This is a genomic window from Actinoplanes sp. ATCC 53533 (genome assembly GCF_003947245.1).
On sequence record NZ_QHHV01000276.1, the window covers coordinates 1 to 16,291 of the forward strand.

The 16,291-nt window shown below is 71.8% G+C and carries 13 protein-coding genes; 10 read left to right on the forward strand and 3 right to left on the reverse strand.

Going from position 1 to position 16,291, the window contains the following annotated elements; genetic code table 11:
• Window positions 1-538: TetR family transcriptional regulator (locus DMB66_RS53065; protein ID WP_148112874.1), on the forward strand; the 538-nt coding region annotated here is incomplete at its 5' end.
• Between the two features lie 68 nt (window positions 539-606).
• On the opposite strand, the gene DMB66_RS53070 is transcribed toward DMB66_RS53065, so the two are convergent.
• Window positions 607-1,218, reverse strand: a complete 612-nt coding sequence (locus DMB66_RS53070) for a hypothetical protein (protein ID WP_125811667.1) — start codon at window positions 1,216-1,218, stop codon at window positions 607-609.
• 144 nt (window positions 1,219-1,362) lie between these two features.
• Window positions 1,363-1,521 (reverse strand): DUF1684 domain-containing protein, encoded by a 159-nt coding sequence (locus DMB66_RS53075; RefSeq protein WP_233625479.1) that lies wholly within the window; start codon window positions 1,519-1,521, stop codon window positions 1,363-1,365.
• A 109-nt stretch (window positions 1,522-1,630) separates the two neighbouring features.
• On the opposite strand from DMB66_RS53075, the gene DMB66_RS53080 reads away from it, so the two are divergent.
• The 4 genes from DMB66_RS53080 to DMB66_RS53095 all read left to right on the forward strand — a co-directional run bounded on the left by DMB66_RS53080 (window position 1,631) and on the right by DMB66_RS53095 (window position 7,007).
• Window positions 1,631-3,316 carry an ABC transporter substrate-binding protein gene (locus DMB66_RS53080; RefSeq protein ID WP_125811668.1) on the forward strand — a complete coding sequence of 562 codons (1,686 nt, stop codon included), beginning with the start codon at window positions 1,631-1,633 and terminating at the stop codon, window positions 3,314-3,316.
• Window positions 3,313-4,245: an ABC transporter permease gene (locus DMB66_RS53085; RefSeq protein WP_233625480.1), complete on the forward strand. Its 933-nt coding sequence runs from the start codon at window positions 3,313-3,315 to the stop codon at window positions 4,243-4,245. Before DMB66_RS53080 ends, DMB66_RS53085 begins: the two co-directional genes overlap by 4 nt.
• Window positions 4,242-5,231, forward strand: coding sequence for an ABC transporter permease (locus tag DMB66_RS53090; RefSeq protein ID WP_125811669.1), 990 nt, complete (start codon window positions 4,242-4,244; stop codon window positions 5,229-5,231). Before DMB66_RS53085 ends, DMB66_RS53090 begins: the two co-directional genes overlap by 4 nt.
• 153 nt (window positions 5,232-5,384) lie before the next feature.
• Window positions 5,385-7,007 carry an ABC transporter ATP-binding protein gene (locus tag DMB66_RS53095; protein WP_125811670.1) on the forward strand — a complete coding sequence of 541 codons (1,623 nt, stop codon included), beginning with the start codon at window positions 5,385-5,387 and terminating at the stop codon, window positions 7,005-7,007.
• An 8-nt stretch (window positions 7,008-7,015) separates the two neighbouring features.
• On the opposite strand, the gene DMB66_RS53100 is transcribed toward DMB66_RS53095, so the two are convergent.
• On the reverse strand, window positions 7,016-8,980 hold the full coding sequence (locus tag DMB66_RS53100) for an APC family permease (protein ID WP_125811671.1): 1,965 nt from the start codon (window positions 8,978-8,980) through the stop codon (window positions 7,016-7,018).
• A 266-nt stretch (window positions 8,981-9,246) separates the two neighbouring features.
• Here DMB66_RS53100 and DMB66_RS53105 point away from each other — a divergent pair, with 266 nt between their 5' ends.
• From DMB66_RS53105 to DMB66_RS53125, 5 genes are all read left to right on the forward strand, one after another.
• Window positions 9,247-10,686, forward strand: coding sequence for an RICIN domain-containing protein (locus DMB66_RS53105; protein ID WP_125811672.1), 1,440 nt, complete (start codon window positions 9,247-9,249; stop codon window positions 10,684-10,686).
• 86 nt (window positions 10,687-10,772) lie between these two features.
• Window positions 10,773-12,773 (forward strand): PAS domain-containing protein, encoded by a 2,001-nt coding sequence (locus DMB66_RS53110; RefSeq protein ID WP_125811673.1) that lies wholly within the window; start codon window positions 10,773-10,775, stop codon window positions 12,771-12,773.
• A 174-nt stretch (window positions 12,774-12,947) separates the two neighbouring features.
• On the forward strand, window positions 12,948-14,138 hold the full coding sequence (locus tag DMB66_RS53115) for a response regulator (RefSeq protein WP_125811674.1): 1,191 nt from the start codon (window positions 12,948-12,950) through the stop codon (window positions 14,136-14,138).
• Window positions 14,139-14,184: 46 nt separating this feature from the next.
• Window positions 14,185-14,568 carry a response regulator transcription factor gene (locus tag DMB66_RS53120; RefSeq protein ID WP_125811675.1) on the forward strand — a complete coding sequence of 128 codons (384 nt, stop codon included), beginning with the start codon at window positions 14,185-14,187 and terminating at the stop codon, window positions 14,566-14,568.
• Between the two features lie 139 nt (window positions 14,569-14,707).
• Window positions 14,708-16,291 (forward strand): S8 family peptidase (locus DMB66_RS53125; RefSeq protein WP_125811676.1); only part of this gene is annotated, 1,584 nt, incomplete at its 3' end.

Sequence of the window (16,291 nt, forward strand, 5' to 3'; positions counted from 1 at the left end):
GCTGGCCGCCGAGGGTGCCGAGGCGCTGACCACCACGAGGGTCGCCGCCGAGGCGGGTGTCTCCGTCGGCGCCCTGTATCAGTACCTGCCGGATCGCGACGCGATCGTCGACACCCTGGCCGATCGATACCTCGCCCGGCTGGAAACGCTCATGGCGTCGTTCGTCGAGCGGGCGGCCCGAGAGTCCTGGCCCGACCCGGTGGCCGTCCTCGTCGACGCGTTCGCCGGGCTCTACCGGTCCGAGCCGGGCCTGCGGGCGTTGTGGTTCGGTCGTCACCTCACCGAACGGACCCGGGAGGCCGACCGCGGGCACAAGCGTGCCATGGCCGCGGGCCTGCACCGCATCCTCGTCGCCCAGGGCCTGCTCGCCGACGACGCGGCGGCGGCGATCGCCTGCCGCACCGCGTTCCTGGCCGCCGACGCCGTGCTCCAGGAAGCCTTCCGCGCCGAGGCCGGCGGCGCGGCCGACCTGCTCGGCCAGCTCAAGACCATGCTCCGCGCCTACCTCGGCGAGCTCGCCCGCACGCCCCGCGCGTAGGGCGGGCGGGTGAGTCCTCGCCGAGGTGGCCCACTCCTGGCGACCGGCTACCTACCCGGCCGCTTGCTTCAGCAGGGGTCCACGGCGTCGATCATGTTCGCCAGTCCCGCCCACCGGTTCAAGTTGTAATCCGTGTGCGGGGCGGTGCTGCCGAACTTGTAGACCCACTGCCCTTCCCAGTTGTAGAAATACGCGCGGGTGCCGGCGCTCTGGCTGTTGTCGTACGACTCCAGCCGGTCGTTGAGGCCGTAATTGCCGAGGTTGATGAAATCGCAGTAGTAGAGCTGCCGCAGGGTGCCACTGAAATTGGCATAGTCGAACAGGCAGAGGTACAGGTAGGAACAGTTGGCGAGCGTCGTCGCGCCGGAGAGCGAGCGGGCGCGCTCCTCGCCCGGCACCGGGATGACCACCTTGACCCGGCCGTCGTCGGACATGACCTCGTTGGCGCTGATCTGCCGGCCGCCGACCTTCATGCCGGCGAGAGTCTTGTCGACCTCGCCCTGCAGCAGGCGGGCCTGCCGCTGGTCGAGACCCGCGCTGCGGGCCTGTTCCGCGAAGGCCGGCCGCGCCCCCGGGTCGTTGGCGGCTGCCTTCGCGACCTGCGCGGGAGCCACGACGACAGCCAGGGCGACGAGGGCGATTCCGCACCTCTTGGCGCCTCTGATGATCATTTCTCTCATGTCCCGTTTCCCTCCGTTGATGACACCGGCAATTCCTGCCCATTGGTCTAGCAACGGTTGCCGGCTGTCCGCCCGATGATCGGCGTCGATCAATCAATCGCCGGACAATCACCGGCGGGTCACGGGGGGAGGTGCATCAGACGGTCAAGCGGGCAGCGGGATCTGCTCGCCGGCCTCCACCGCGATCGGCAGCCTGTTCTCCGCGGGCGGCAGCGGGCAGGTGGCGAACTCGGTATACGCGCACGGCACGTAGCGCCCGGCCACCACCCACTCGCCCGTCGACTGCTGCTCGAAGGACGTCATAGCAGCACCCTATCCCTACTCAACGAGTGGGAGATGCGGATGCGTCGAGGATCACCTGACCATTGACGGTCTTGCATTGCCTACCGTGTAGGTAGATAGGGTGGGCGGCATGCGTAGAACCGTGCCTCTGCTCGTGGCCGCGACCGTCCTCACTGGAGCCCTCACCGCCTGCCAGGGCGACGCGGGCACCACCTCCAGCGCGGCGTTCGACCCGGCGACCTGTCAGGGCGGCACGCTGTCGGTGCTCAACCAGGGCGGCATCACCCACCTCGACCCCGCCCGGCTCTACACCTCCGGCGGCGGCAACATCCCGTCGCTGCTGTTCCGGACCCTGACCACCCGCAACCGGCAGCCCGGCGAGGCCGGCACCAAGCCGGCCCCGGACCTCGCCACCGACCTGGGCACCCCGTCGGACGGGGCGAAGACCTGGACCTACAAGCTGCGGGACGACATCTTCTTCGAGGACGGCACGCCGATCACCGCGGCCGACGTCAAGTACGGCATCGAGCGCTCGTTCGCCCCCGAGCTGCCCGGCGGCGCGCCCTACCTGCGGGACTGGCTGGTCGACGCGGCCGGCTACCAGGGGCCGTACAAGCAGCCGGCCGGGATCAAAGCGATCGAGACGCCGGACGCCAAGACCATCGTCTTCAAGCTGCGCAAGGCCGAGGGCGACTTCCCGTTCCTGGCCACCGCCACCCAGTTCGCGCCGGTGCCCAAGGCCAAGGACAAGGGCGTCGACTACGAGAAGCACCCGGTCTCCTCGGGGCCGTACATGGTGGCCTCGTACGAGCAGAAGAAGTCGCTGTCGCTGGTGCGCAACCCGCACTGGACCGCCAAGAGCGACCCCCTGCGGTATGCCTGCCCGGACAAGATCGACGTGACCTCCGGGCTGGACGCCGCGGTGATCAACCAGCGGCTGGTCACCGGCGCCGGCCAGGACGCCAACGCGGTCACCACCGACGCCGTGGTCGGCCCCGAGCAGCTCGCCCAGCTCGGCACCGGCTCCGCGCTCGACAAGCGGGTCGCCCGCGGCGAATTCCCGTCGACCACCTACCTGGCCTTCAACACCAAGAAGAAGCCGTTCGACGACCAGCAGGTGCGCGAGGCCCTCTCGTACGCGATCAACCGCACCTCGGTGGTCAACGCCCTGGGCGGCAGCGCGGTCGCCGGGCCGTCCACCACCTTCCTGCCGCCGCAGGCCGCGCTCGGCTACCAGCCGTACGACTACTTCCCGGCCGGCGACAGCGGCGACCCGGCCAAGGCCAAGCAGCTGCTCCCGGCGGGCGGGCTCAGCATCGAGCTGGCGCACGAGAACGACGACGCCAACGGCCTGGGCCCCAAGGTCGCCGCCGCCGTGCAGGACGCGTTCAAGCAGGCCGGGATCACGGTCACGCTGACCGCGATCGACAGCGCCACCTACCGCGACGTCACCGGCAAGCCGGCCACCCAGCCCGGCCTGTCCCTGCAGAGCTGGGGTGCCGACTGGCCGTCGGGCGGCCCGTTCCTGATCCCGATCTTCGACGGCCGGCAGATCATCACCGCCGGCGGCAACTTCAACCTGGCCCAGTACGACGACCCCGCGGTCAACGCCGAGATCGACGCGATCAACGCGCTCACCGACCCGGCCGCGGCGGCCAAGCGCTGGGGCGCGCTGGACGCGAAGATCGGCAAGCTCGCCCTGGTCGTACCGCTCACCCACGAGAAGGACGTCTATCTGTACGGCAAGAACGTCAAGAACGCCGTGCCGGACGGCTGGCGGGGCCAATACGACCTGGCCCGGGTCTCCGTCAAGTGACGAGCCCTCCGGCGGCGCCGGCGGTCCCGCCCCGGGCGCGGACCGTCGGGCACCGGCTGCTGCGCGACCGCGGCTTCGTGATCGGCGCGAGCATCGTGCTGGTCATGGCCGCGGTCGCGGTGGCGGCGCCGCTGCTCGCCCGGGCGGCCGGTCAGGACCCGAACACGTACCACGACGCGCTGCTCGACTCGGCCCGGGGCGGCGTACCGCTCGGGCGGTTCGGCGGGATCAGCGCCGAGCACTGGCTCGGCGTCGAGCCCGGCACCGGCCGTGACCTGTTCGCCCGGGTGGTCTACGGCGCCCGGGTGTCGCTCGGCGTCGCGATCTCGGCGACCGTGCTGCAGGTCGTCATCGGTGTCGTGGTCGGGGTGGCCGCGGGGCTCGGCGGCCGGTTCGTGGACGCGGTCCTGAGCCGGCTCGTCGACCTGGTGCTCTCCGTGCCGAGCCTGGTGCTGGCGATCTCGCTGCTGGCCATCGTCCCGCCGTCGTGGCCGCGGCCCGCGCTGCTGGCCGTGGTCATCGCCGTGCTGGGCTGGGGCGGCACCGCCCGGATCTCCCGCGGCGAGACGCTGTCGCTGCGTACCCGTGATTATGTGGCCGCGGCCCGGGTGTCCGGCTCCGGGCCGTGGCGGGTGGCCCGCCGCGAGATCCTGCCCGGCCTGGCCCCGCCGGTCCTCACCTACGCCGCGCTCATCCTGCCCACCAACATGATCATCGAGGCCGGCCTGTCGTTCCTCGGTGTCGGCGTGCGGCCGCCCACCCCGTCCTGGGGCCAGATGCTGTCCACCGCGACCACCTGGTTCCGCGCCGACCCGATGTACGTGGCCATCCCCGGCGTGCTGCTCTTCCTCACCCTGCTGGCGTTCGTGCTGGCCGCCACCGGGCTGCGCCGGGTGCTCGACCCCCGGCAGCGCGAGGTCCTGCGGTGATCGGCTACCTCGTGCGCCGGGTGGCCGGCGCGGTGCTGGTGCTGTTCGGCCTGGCGGTGATCGTCTACGCGCTGTTCTACCTGGCGCCGTCGGACCCGGCCATCCTGACCTGCGGCCGGGGCTGCACGCCGGAACGCCTCGCCGAGGTGCACGCCGCGATGGGCCTCGACGACTCGGTCCTGGTGCAGTTCCAGCACTTCCTGCAGGGCCTGGTCGTGGGCCGGGACTACCCGGCGGGACCGCAGGTGCGGCACTGCCCGGCGCCCTGCCTGGGTTACTCGTTCGAGACCGATCAGCCGGTGACCGCGCTGCTGGCCGACCGGCTGCCGGTGTCGGCGTCGCTGGCCATCGGTGCCGAGATCCTCTCGCTGATCGTCGGGATCGGCGCCGGGATGCTGTCCGGCCTGCGCCGGTTCCGGATCCTCGACCGGCTGGTGAACACCCTGGTCCTGGCCGGGTACGCGGTGCCGGTCTTCCTGGTCGGCCTGCTGCTCCTGCTGGTGTTCTGCGTCTACCTGCAGTGGCTGCCGTTCCCCAGCTACGTCCCGCTCAGCACCGACCCGGTGGCGTGGGCGAGCAACCTGCTGCTGCCGTGGACCGCGCTCGCGGTGATCCAGTCCGCCGCCTACGCCCGGCTCACCCGCGCCGGCGTGCGGGAGACCCTGTCCGAGGACCATATCCGCACCGCCCGGGCGTACGGCATCCCGGAACGGCGGATCGTCTGGCGGCGGGCGCTGCGCGGGGCGCTCGTGCCCCTGGTGACCCTGGCCGCGATCGACATCGCCGCCATCATGACCAGCGCGGTGCTCACCGAGACCATGTTCGGCCTGCCCGGGGTCGGTCAGCTGCTGGTCGGCGCGGTCAACCAGGTGGACCTGCCGGTCGTCGTCGGCGTGACGCTGCTGACCGGCTTCCTCATCGTGGTGGCCAACGCCCTGGCCGACCTGGTCCACGCCGCGATCGACCCGAGGGTGCAACTGCGATGACCGCCTGCACTGAGTGTCGCCGAGCGATTGATGCCGACGGCCGTGACCGCGAGGGCCAGAAGGGCATCGCGAAGGTGGCACTGCGATGACCGCCTGCACCGAGTGTCGCCGAGCGATTGATGCCGACGGCCGTGACCGCGAGGGGGCACTGCGATGACCGTGCTCAGCGTCGAGGATCTGCGGGTCAGCTTCGGCGACCGGACCGCGGTCGACGGCCTCAGCTTCGACCTACCGGCCGGCGGCGCCCTCGGCATCGTCGGCGAGTCCGGCTCGGGCAAGAGCGCCACCGCCCTGGCCCTGCTCGGCCTGCACCCCGATGCCGAGGTGCGGGGCCGGATCGGCTTCGCCGGCGAGGAGCTCACCACGGCCACGCCGCAGCGGCTGCGCGCGGTGCGCGGGGCCGGGATCGCCATGGTGTTCCAGGAGCCGCTGACCGCGCTGAGCCCGTTCCACACCGTCGGCGCGCAGATCGCCGAGGTGTACCGGCTGCACACCGGCGCGTCCCGGCGGGCGGCCCGCGAGCGCGCGGTCGAGGTGCTCACCCAGGTGCACATCGCCGACGCGGCCACCCGGGCGGACGCGTACCCGCATCAGTTCTCCGGCGGCATGCGCCAGCGCGCGCTGATCGCCATGGCGCTGGCCTGCCGGCCGCAGGTGATCGTCGCGGACGAGCCGACCACCGCGCTGGACGTCACGGTGCAGGCGCAGATCCTCGACCTGCTCGACGAGGTCCGCACCACGACCGGCACGGCCCTGCTGCTGATCAGCCACGACCTGGGCGTGGTGGCCGGCTCGACCGACTCGGTGATCGTCATGCGGCGGGGCCGGATGGTCGAGCAGGGCCCAACCGAGACGGTGCTGCGCACGCCGCGGATGCCGTACACGAGGGAACTGCTCGCCGCCGTCCCGCGCCCCGGCGAGCCCCGGGAGATCACCGGCGAGCCGCTGCTGCGCCTCACAGACGTACACAAGCATTTTCCGCCGCCGCGCCGGCGGTCGCTGCGGCGGGCCGAGCCGGTCAAGGCCGTCGACGGCGTCACCCTGGAGGTCCGGCGCGGCGAGACGCTGGGCGTGGCCGGCGAATCCGGTACGGGCAAGACGACACTGGCCCGGCTGATGGTCGGCCTGCTGGCACCGTCCGCGGGCCGGATCACCATCGACGGCGTGGATGTCGCCCGGCGCCGCGGCCGTTCGATGCAGATGGTGTTCCAGGACCCGCTGTCGTCGCTCAACCCCCGCCGTACGGTCGGCGAGAGCATCGCGGACCCGCTGCGCCTGCGAGGGGTGCGCGACCCGCGCGCCCGGGTCGAGGAGCTGCTGGACCGGGTGGGCCTGGACCGCGCCGAGTACGACCGGTATCCGCACCAGCTCTCCGGCGGCATGCGCCAGCGGGTCGGCATCGCCCGGGCGCTGGCACCGCGCCCCCGCCTGATCGTCTGCGACGAGCCGGTGTCGTCGCTGGACGTCACCACCCAGTCCCAGGTCCTGGCGCTGCTGGCGGACGTGCGCCGCGAGTACGAGCTGACCCTGGTCTTCGTCTCGCACGACCTGGCGGTGCTGCGCCAGGTCGCCGACCGGGTGGCGGTCGTGCACGGCGGCCGGATCGTCGAGCTGGGCGACACGGCCCAGGTGTACGAGCAGCCGCGGCACCCGTACACCAAGGAACTGCTCGCCGCCGTGCCCGTCGCGGACCCGGCGGAGGCGCGCCGGCTGCGCGCCCTGCGCCGCAGCCTGTCCGGAAACCCGGCGCCGGCCGACCAGAGCATGCCCGAATAGGACCCTCGTCAGCCGACGTGGACGTGCGGGCGGCGGTTGCGGGCGGGCTCGGCCTGGCGCAGCATCTCGCGGGTGACCGGGGCGACCTCGCCCTGCCCGAAGATCAGGTAGCGCAGGAAGTTCGCCGCCGGGTTGCCCTCGGTCCACTCGAAGTAGATGTGCGGCCGCCGCCCGGTGGTGTCGCGGATGTGCAGCAGCAGCGCCGCGATCGCGCTGGGCACCGACGAGCTCTCCATCGTCAGGATCCGGTACCGGTGGTGCAGCACCTGACCGCGCAGGTGCAGCTCGGTCTCGAAGTCGGAGGCGTCCACGACGTTCACCTCGATGAAGATGACGTCGCTGTCGTCGGTCAGGTCGTTGTCGGCGAGGATCTGGGCGATCTTGGCGCTGTACTCGCGGGCGTCGCGGTTGTCCGGCTCGTTGGCGATCAGCCGGATCTTGCGGCGGCCGCACTCGCGCAGGAAGGCGGCGGCGACCTCGTCGGTGGAGATCCGGGTCACCCGCAGCTCGAAGGCCCGGTACAGCCGGGAGAGCAGCGAGATGACCAGGATGCCGGCGATGAAGCAGCCCGCGATCTTGACGCCGTCCGGGCGTTCGATGACGTTCGCGACGGTGGTGTAGACGAAGACCGCCGAGATGGTGCCGAACGCCCAGGTGCGGCCGCGCTGGGCCCGCCGGTGGGCGGAGAGCGTCACCGCGATGGCGGCCGAGGTGATCAGGACCAGCACGCCGGTGGCGTAGGCGCCGCCCTGGGCGTCGACGTCCGCGTCGAAGACCACGGTGATCAGGAAGGCGGTGGCGGTGAAGACCAGGACCATCGGGCGTACGGCGCGGGCCCAGGAGGGTGCCATGCCGAACTTCGGCAGGTAGCGGGGGACCAGGTTGAGCAGCCCGGCCATCGCCGACGCGCCGGCGAACCAGAGGATCGCGATGGTCGACACGTCGTACAGGGTGCCGAAGATGTTGCCGAAGTTCTCGTGCGCCAGGTAGGCCAGGGCCCGGCCGTTGGCCGCGCCGCCGGGCTCGAACGCCGCCTGCGGGATCAGCACCGTGGTGACCAGGCTACTGGTGATCAGGAAGACGCTCATGATCGCGGCGGAGGTGGTGAGCAGCCGCTTGGCGCCGCGGATCCGCCCGGCCGGGTGCTGCGGGGTGTCGCCGGCACCGCCCCTGATGTGCGGCATGACGGCGACCCCGGTCTCGAAGCCGGACAGCCCCAGGGCGAGCTTCGGGAACACCAGCAGGGCGATGCCCACCATGACCAGCGGATTGCCGTGCTGGGTGGTCAGTGCGGTGGTCCAGTCGTCGACCTGCCCGGGATGGGTGAGCACCCGGAACAGCCCGTCGCCGACCACCGCGACGTTCAGCGCGAGATAGACCCCGACCAGCCCGACGGCGATCCCGATGGCCTCGGTGAAGCCCTTCAGGAACACGGCACCGAGCAGCGCGATGAGCACGAGCGTGACGATGACCTCGTGGCCCTTCAACGAGGAGGGCCAGAAGGGGTTCTCGTCGACGTGCGCGGTGGCGTCGGCGGCGGACAGGGTGATGGTGATGATGAAGTCGGTGGCGGCGAAGCCGAGCAGCACCAGGACGAACAGCTTGCCCTTCCAGAACGACAGCAGCCGCACCAGCATGGCGATGGAGCCCTCGCCGTTCGGGCTCTCCGCCGCGACCCGCCGGTAGACCGGCAGCGCTCCCAGCAGGGTGACCAGCACCAGGACCAGGGTGGCGACGGGGGAGAGCACGCCGGCGGCGAGGGCGGCGATGCCGGGCTGGTAGCCCAGCGTGGAGAAGTAGTCGACGCCGGTCAGGCACATGACGCGCCACCAGGCGTGCGGTTTCTCCTGCCGGGGCGGCTGGGCGTGCGGCCCCTGATGCTGCTGTGACCGGTCGTTCAGCCCGGACAGCAACCACTCCCGCAGCCGGTCCTGCCGCTGACTTTCGGACGCGACCTTCTCCGCAACGGCCATCGGCCCTCCCGCAAACCCTGTCGCACCTGAGCCCGCCTGCCGGGTCCGCGACCGCCGAGCAAAGCGTGTCACCGGATCGGCCCGGCCGCCGCCCGCCAGGCGTTAAGAACGCGTCAAGAACCGGGGCGGCGGCCGCACCATGATCGTCGCCCGGCCGGCGGCGTAGCCGGATTTGTTGACACGGCGGAAACCTACGGGCAATCTGTGTTAACGGTCACATCGATTGATGTGACTATCAGCCGTTCCTGATCCGGAAGCAGGTCGTGATGCCGTTCAGACGCTGCGCGCGGGCCCTGGTCGCCGCTCTCGCCGGGACCGCCACGGTCCTCGCCCTCACCGGCGCGCCCGTCCTCGCGGCGCCCGTGACGATCACCAACGCCACCCAGTTCGCCGACACCACGGGCGCCGTGGTGCACGCGCACGGCGGCGGGGTCCTCAAGGTCGGTGCCTATTACTACTGGTTCGGCGAGAACCGCAATGCCGACAACACCTTCCGGTACGTCTCGGCCTATCGCTCCACCGACCTGCGGACCTGGGAGTTCCGCAACCACGTGCTGACCCAGTCCTCCGCCGGCGAGCTGGCGAGCGCCAACATCGAGCGGCCCAAGGTGATCTACAACGCCGGCACCCGGCAGTTCGTCATGTGGATGCACAAGGAGACCGCGACGGACTACGGTCAGGCGCGGGCCGCGGTGGCCGTGTCGAGCACCGTCGACGGCGCCTACACCTACCGGGGCAGCTTCCGGCCGCTGGGCACCCACATGTCGCGGGACATCACCGCGTTCGTCGACGACGACGGCACCGGCTACATGGTGTCGTCGGCCAACGAGAACCGTGACCTGAACGTCTACCGCCTCACTAGCGACTACACCGACATCGCCGCGCTGGTGCGCAGCTGGCCCGGTGACGTCCGGGAGGCGCCGGCGCTGTTCAAGCGCAACGGCGTCTACTTCATGCTGACCTCCGGCGCCACCGGCTGGAATCCCAACCAGCAGAAGTACTCCTCCGCCACCAGCATCACGGGCACGTGGAGCGCCTGGCGCAACGTCGGTGACGCGACGGCCTACCAGTCGCAGACGGCGTACGTGCTGCCGATCGCGGGCACGGCGGGGACCTCGTACCTGTACCTGGGGGACCGGTGGGGCAACTCCCTGGGCGGCACGGTGAACGACTCCCGCTACGTCTGGGCGCCGCTGCGCTTCCCCAGCGCCACCACGCTGGCGCTGGACTACTTCCCGTCGCTGGTCATCGACACGGCCACCGGCGCGGTGACCGGACCGCCGGGCACCTACACCGCGGTGGTCGCGCGGCACTCCGGCAAGTGTGTCGACGTGGTGGGCGCGTCGAGCGCCGATCTCGCCGAAACCATCCAGTACACCTGCGGCGCCGGCCTGAACCAGCAGTGGCGGCGCAAGGACCTGGGCAACGGCTACGTGCAACTGGAGGCCCGGCACAGCGGGAAATGCCTGGATGTCACGAATGCCTCGACCGCCGACAACGCCCGGATCGTACAATTCACCTGCGGAACGGGCACCCATCAGCAGTGGCAGGTGCAGGACGCCGGCGGCGGCTACTACCGGCTCGTGGCCCGGCACAGCGGCCGGTGCCTCGACGTTATCAGCGGCGGCACGGCCGACGGCGTGCGGCTGATCCAGTACGCCTGCGGCACCGGGACCAATCAGCAGTGGATCAACCGCACCGCCTGAACCGGCTCCTCCTCAGATCCGGACGCGAACTGCCGATAGGCAGCAAGTAAGGCGCATACCGCCCCGGTCGCTGAGGAAGGCAAATCGTGTCTGGACGCCGAGCGCCACAGGTGGTCGTAGGTCGCGACGACGCTTCGGTCGAGGACGGCCCCCTGCCGCCCGGCATCGACACGCCCGCGCTCGCCGCGGCGATCCCGCACAGCATCTGGGTGGTGTCCGCGTCGGGCACCGTCGGCTACGCCAACCAGCGTGCCCGGCAGTATCCGGGATCCCGGGACCTCCGGGCGGACGACGCGGAGTTCCCCTGGGACTCGATCGTGCACCCCGACGACGCCGGGGCGGTGCGCCGGGCGGCGGAGGCCGCGCGGCCCGGGCCGGAGCCGTACGAGGTCGAATGCCGGATCGGCCACCGGGACGGGTCGTATCGCTGGCACAGCGTGCGCTTCGTGCCGGCGAACGGCCGGTGGATCGCGACGGGCACCGACATCGAGGCGCTCAAGGGCCAGCAGCGGTACGGCAGGGAGATTCTCTCCCTGCTGGAGACGCTCGAAGCGGCCGCGCCGGCCGGGTTCGGCTTCGTGGACGGCGACTCCCGGCTCGCCCGGGTCAACGACACCCTGGCCGCGATGGGCAGCGTACCGCGGTCCCAGCAGGTCGGACGGCCCGTCCAGGAGGCCCTGCCGGGCATCTGGCCGCAGATCGAGGCGAAATACCGCCGGGCGTGCGAGACGGCCACCGCGGTCGTCGGGACAGTGGTCTCCGCGCCGCCGGACGAGGACTCCGACGGACCCCGGTCCTGGCTGGCCGGCTGCTACCCCGTCCTGGTGGACCACCGGCTGATGGGCGTCGGGCTGGTGCTGGTGGACGTCACCGAGCGTGAGCAGGCCCAGGCCTTCCGCTCGGTCATCATGGACGACATGGCCGAGGGCCTCTACACCGTCGACGGCGACGGCAAGCTGACCTCGATGAACCGCGCCGCGTCGGAGATGCTCGGCTGGCAGGAGAAGGACCTGCTCGGCTCCTCGGTGCACGACGTGGTGCACGCGCCACCCTGGCAAGGCACGCCGCAGCCGGAGGCCGAATGCCCGCTGCGGCGGACCCGCACGGCCGGGCAGTCCGTGCAGACGGTCGACGAGACCTTCGTCCGCCGCGACGGCTCCACCTTCGGGGTCGCGTGCTCGGTCGCGCCGCTGGATTCCGGGGGCGGCTCGCCCGGCGCGGTGGTCACCTTCCGTGACATGACCGAGGTGCGCCGCGCCGAGCTGGAGACGCGCCACGACCAGAAGCTGGAGTCCCTGGGCCGGCTCTCCGCCGGGCTGGCGCACGAGATCAACACCCCGATCCAGTTCGTCGGCGACAACACCCGGTTCCTGGCCGACGCGTACCAGGACATGCTGGATCTGCTGCTCGTCTACCGGGAGTGCATGACGCCCGCGCTGGGGGAGCTGCAGTGGAGCGATCGCACCGAACGCGCGCAGGCGGCCGAGGCCAAGGCGGACGTGGAATATCTCGCCGCCGAGATTCCCGCCGCGGTCAGCCAGAGCCTGGAGGGCGTGGAGCGGGTCGCCTCCCTGGTGCGGGCGATGAAGTCGTTCAGCTACAAGGACTCCACGGAGCAGGCCTACGCGGACCTGAACGAGGCGATCAGGACCACGCTCACGGTCGCCCGCAACGAGGTCAAGTACGTCGCGGACGTCGCGCTGGAGCTCGGCGAGCTGCCCGACGTGATGTGCCACCTCGGCGACCTGAACCAGGTCTTCCTCAACCTGCTCGTCAACGCGGCCGACGCCCTGAAGGACAACGCCGAGCGCGGTGAGATCCGGATCAGCTCCGCGACGGACGGCCCCACCGCGGTGATCAGCTTCGCCGACAACGGCACCGGCATCCCCGAGGACATCCTGCAGTCGATCTTCGAGCCCTTCTTCACCACCAAGGAGGTCGGCAAGGGCACGGGGCAGGGGCTCGCGCTGGCCCGCGCGGTGCTGGAGAAGCACGACGGCTCGATCGAGGTCCGCTCGGTGGTCGGCGAGGGCACCGAGTTCATCCTGCGGCTACCCATCGCCGGAAAGCAGGACACGCCGGCATGACCGCCTGCACCGAGCGGCACCCAGCCGGACCCGACAACGGCCTGGTAGGCGAGGGCCAGAAGGGCATGCCAGAGGAGGGCACGGCATGACCGCCTGCACCGAGCGGCACCCAGCCGGACCCGACAACGGCCCGGCGGGCGAGGGCCAGAAGGGCATGCCAAAGGAGGGCACGGCATGACGAAGGCGCGTGCCCTGTTCGTCGACGATGAACCCCGGATCCTGGACGGGCTCCGCCGCTCGCTGCGCGGCAAGCGCGGCGAGTGGGAGATGACGTTCGTGTCTGAGGGCGCCGAGGCTCTCGAGCTGCTGGCGCAGTCGCCGTACGACGTGGTGGTGTCCGACATGCGGATGCCGGGGATGGACGGCGCCGAGCTGCTCACCAACGTCAGCCAGCGGCACCCGGAGGTGGCCCGGGTCGTGCTGTCCGGGCACATCGAGCCGGAGGCGGCGATCCAGGTGGCCGTCGCCGGCCACCGGTTCCTCACCAAGCCCTCCGACGCGGAGAGCCTCATCGCCGTGATCGAGCAGTTGCTGATCAAAACCTCCAGCGCCCATCAGAGCGAGGCGCGGCGGATCGCCGGCGGGGTCCGGGCCATTCCCACGCTGCCCGAGCACACCGACGGGATCGTCGGCCTGCTGGCGCCCGACGCCAACCTGTCGTACGCGGTGCAGACGGCGATGCACGACGTCGGGCTGACCGCCAAGCTGCTCCAGCTGTCGAATTCCCGGTTCTTCGGCTCCCGCCCCCGCAACTCCTCCGTCGAGTCGATCGTCAACGCGATGGGCGTGCCGATGGTGCAGGCGGTGGCCGGCGCGGGGCACGTGCTGCGCCCGACCGCGGCCTGGGACCCGGGGATCGAGCAGCACTTGCGGGCGGCGTGGCGGCACGCGGTGGCGACCGCCTGCCTGGTGGATTTCGTGGCCTCGCCGGCGAACCGGCCCCACGCGCAGGCCGCGGCGCTGCTGCAGGACGTCGGGCGGCTCGTCTGCCTGGCGGCGGTGGGTGACACCGGGGCGGCGGTCGACCTCGGCGCGGAGACCCGCGACGGTGTCCCGTTCCGCGACGTCGGGGTGGAACTGCTGCATCTGTGGGGGCTGCCGCCGCCGATCGTCACCGCGGTCGCCCAGCGCGACGTGGCGCAGTCACCGGGGCTCTCCGGGCTCGGCGTGGCCGCGGCGGTGCGGACGGCCCATCTGCTGATCCAGGAGACCGAGTCCGCCTCACCCGCCGCGGGCACGCACGCCGAGGAACTGGCTCACCTGCTGTCCCACCCCCAGTTGAAGGCGCAGGACGTCGACTGGCGCCGAGCCGCCGACGAGGCATCACGCCAGGCCGGGCTGTGGAACAGCCCCGGCCGCCAATGATCACCGGCGGGGCTGCCGCGGCCGCCCCGCCCGGGAAGGGGAGCTCATGGCACACATCCTGGTGGTCGACGACGACCCGGCGATCCGGCAACTGCTCACCGACGTGCTGGAGATGGACGGCTACGAGGTCAGTGTCGCGGTCGACGGGCTCGCCGCCGTCCGGGCGGTGGAGGCGATCAACCCCGACTTCGTGATCCTGGACGTCATGATGCCGGGCCTGGACGGCTTCGGGGTGCTCAGCACGATCCGGGCCCAGCCCGGCGAACCGGTGCCCGTCCTCATGCTGACCGCCGCGGCCGAGTCGGACGCCAACGCGCGGGCCTGGGCCGGCGGCGTGGACTACTACCTGGCGAAGCCGTTCACCGCGGACGCCGTCCTCGACCTCATCGACGGCGTCCTCACGGGGCAGGTGAGCGTCGCCGACCTGTGAAGCGGCCCGCCGGCGAAATCCGGCCGGCGTCTTGCTCAAGACCGCGGCGGGCTGACCGATGTTCATGCCACGGACAAGGTCGGCCCCAACCGCCGACTGCGTCAAGAGGTAACTGAGAGTGATGAGGAGAGCGCAGGCCGTGAAAATCACCAGCCTTTCGGTGTCAGCGGGCGCGACCGACGCGTACCGCCGACGGATGGCGGCGGTGGCCGTCGCCGCGCTCGCCGTCGTCAGCCTTCCCGCCCCCGCCGGTGCCCACGCCGGTAACCACGCCGCCGCGACGGCGTGGCGCGATGTGGTCGTGACCGGTTCCGACGCCGCCGGTGCGGCACGTGCGGTCGAAGCGGCCGGCGGCCGGGTCGTCACCCTGCTGCCCGTCGTCAGCGGCGTCGCGGCCCAGCTGCCCGAGGGCAGCACGCTCGGCCCGGACTGGCTCGTGGCACCGCAGCGGGAGATCACCGTCGCCGCCGCGACGACGCCCACCGACGGCGGCGCGACGACCGTGCGGCAGATGCTGGGCCTGCCCGCGACCGGCAACGAGGGTCGCGGCGTCACGGTGGCGGTGGTCGACACGGGCATCGCCGACGTGCCCGATCTCGCCGGGCAACTGGCCGACCGGGTCGACCTGACCGGAACCGGCGACGGTGACGGCTACGGCCACGGCACCTTCATGGCCGGCCTGATCGCCGCCACCGGCAAGGCCTCCGGCGGCGCCTACCAGGGGGTCGCCCCCGGCGCGAAGCTGATCGACGTCAAGGTCGCCGACGCCGACGGGCGCACCGACCTCACCACGGTCCTGCGCGGCCTGCAGTGGGTCAGCGATCACCGCAAGGACGTGCAGGTGGTCAACCTGTCGCTCTCCTCGGACAGCCCCATGCCGTACCAGATCGACCCGTTGACCCAGGCCCTCGAATCGTTGTGGCACCAGGGCGTCACGGTGGTCGTACCGTCCGGCAACGACGGTCCCGGCACCGGCTCGGTGACCTCGCCCGGCAACGACCCGCTGCTGCTCACCGCGGGCGGCCTGGACGTGGCCGGCACGACCGACCGCCGCGACGACGTGGTCGGCGAATGGTCCGGGCGGGGACCGACCTGGCAGGGCGACGCCAAGCCGGACCTGGTGGCGGCCGGCGGCCACGTGGTGAGCCTGCGCTCGCCGGGCAGCGTGGTCGACGAGGGCAACCCGTCCGCCCGGGTCGGCGACGGCTACTTCCGCGGCTCCGGCACCTCGATGGCCGCCGCGGTGACGTCCGGGATCATCGCGGACGTGCTGGCCGTGCAGCCCAAGCTGCGGCCGGACGCGGTGAAGAACCTGCTCATCAGCACGACGTACCCGAGCGCCGGGCTGAGCCGCGCCGCCGGTGGCGGCGCGGGCGGCCTGGACGCCGTCAAGGTGCTCGCCGCCGCCCCCCGCTGGAATGCCGGCAAGGCGCAGCAGCAGTACGACGCCGACACCAGCACCGTCGGCCGCGACGCGAAGCTCTGGGCCGGCTTCTCGAAGGCGCTCGTGGAGGGCGACCAGAAGGCCGCCGACAAGGCGTGGAAGAAGCTGACCCCGGGTTCCCGGGACTGGGCCGCGCGGGCCTGGGCGCAGCTCGACCCGGCCGCACGCGCCTGGGCGGCGCGGGCCTGGGCGGACTCGGACTGGGCGGCGCGGGCCTGGGCCGACAGCGAGTGGGTGGCGCGGGCCTGGGCGGCCCGGGCCTGGGCGGCGCGGGCCTGG

Excerpts from the sequence above, each read along its gene's own strand:
- DMB66_RS53070 (WP_125811667.1), bottom strand. The coding sequence starts at position 1,218 with ATGAGAGAAATGATCATCAGAGGCGCCAAGAGGTGCGGAATCGCCCTC.
- DMB66_RS53100 (WP_125811671.1), bottom strand. The coding sequence starts at position 8,980 with ATGGCCGTTGCGGAGAAGGTCGCGTCCGAAAGTCAGCGGCAGGACCGG.
- DMB66_RS53105 (WP_125811672.1), top strand. The coding sequence starts at position 9,247 with ATGCCGTTCAGACGCTGCGCGCGGGCCCTGGTCGCCGCTCTCGCCGGG.
- DMB66_RS53080 (WP_125811668.1), top strand. The coding sequence starts at position 1,631 with ATGCGTAGAACCGTGCCTCTGCTCGTGGCCGCGACCGTCCTCACTGGA.
- DMB66_RS53095 (WP_125811670.1), top strand. The coding sequence starts at position 5,385 with ATGACCGTGCTCAGCGTCGAGGATCTGCGGGTCAGCTTCGGCGACCGG.
- DMB66_RS53120 (WP_125811675.1), top strand. The coding sequence starts at position 14,185 with ATGGCACACATCCTGGTGGTCGACGACGACCCGGCGATCCGGCAACTG.
- DMB66_RS53075 (WP_233625479.1), bottom strand. The coding sequence starts at position 1,521 with ATGACGTCCTTCGAGCAGCAGTCGACGGGCGAGTGGGTGGTGGCCGGG.
- DMB66_RS53115 (WP_125811674.1), top strand. The coding sequence starts at position 12,948 with ATGACGAAGGCGCGTGCCCTGTTCGTCGACGATGAACCCCGGATCCTG.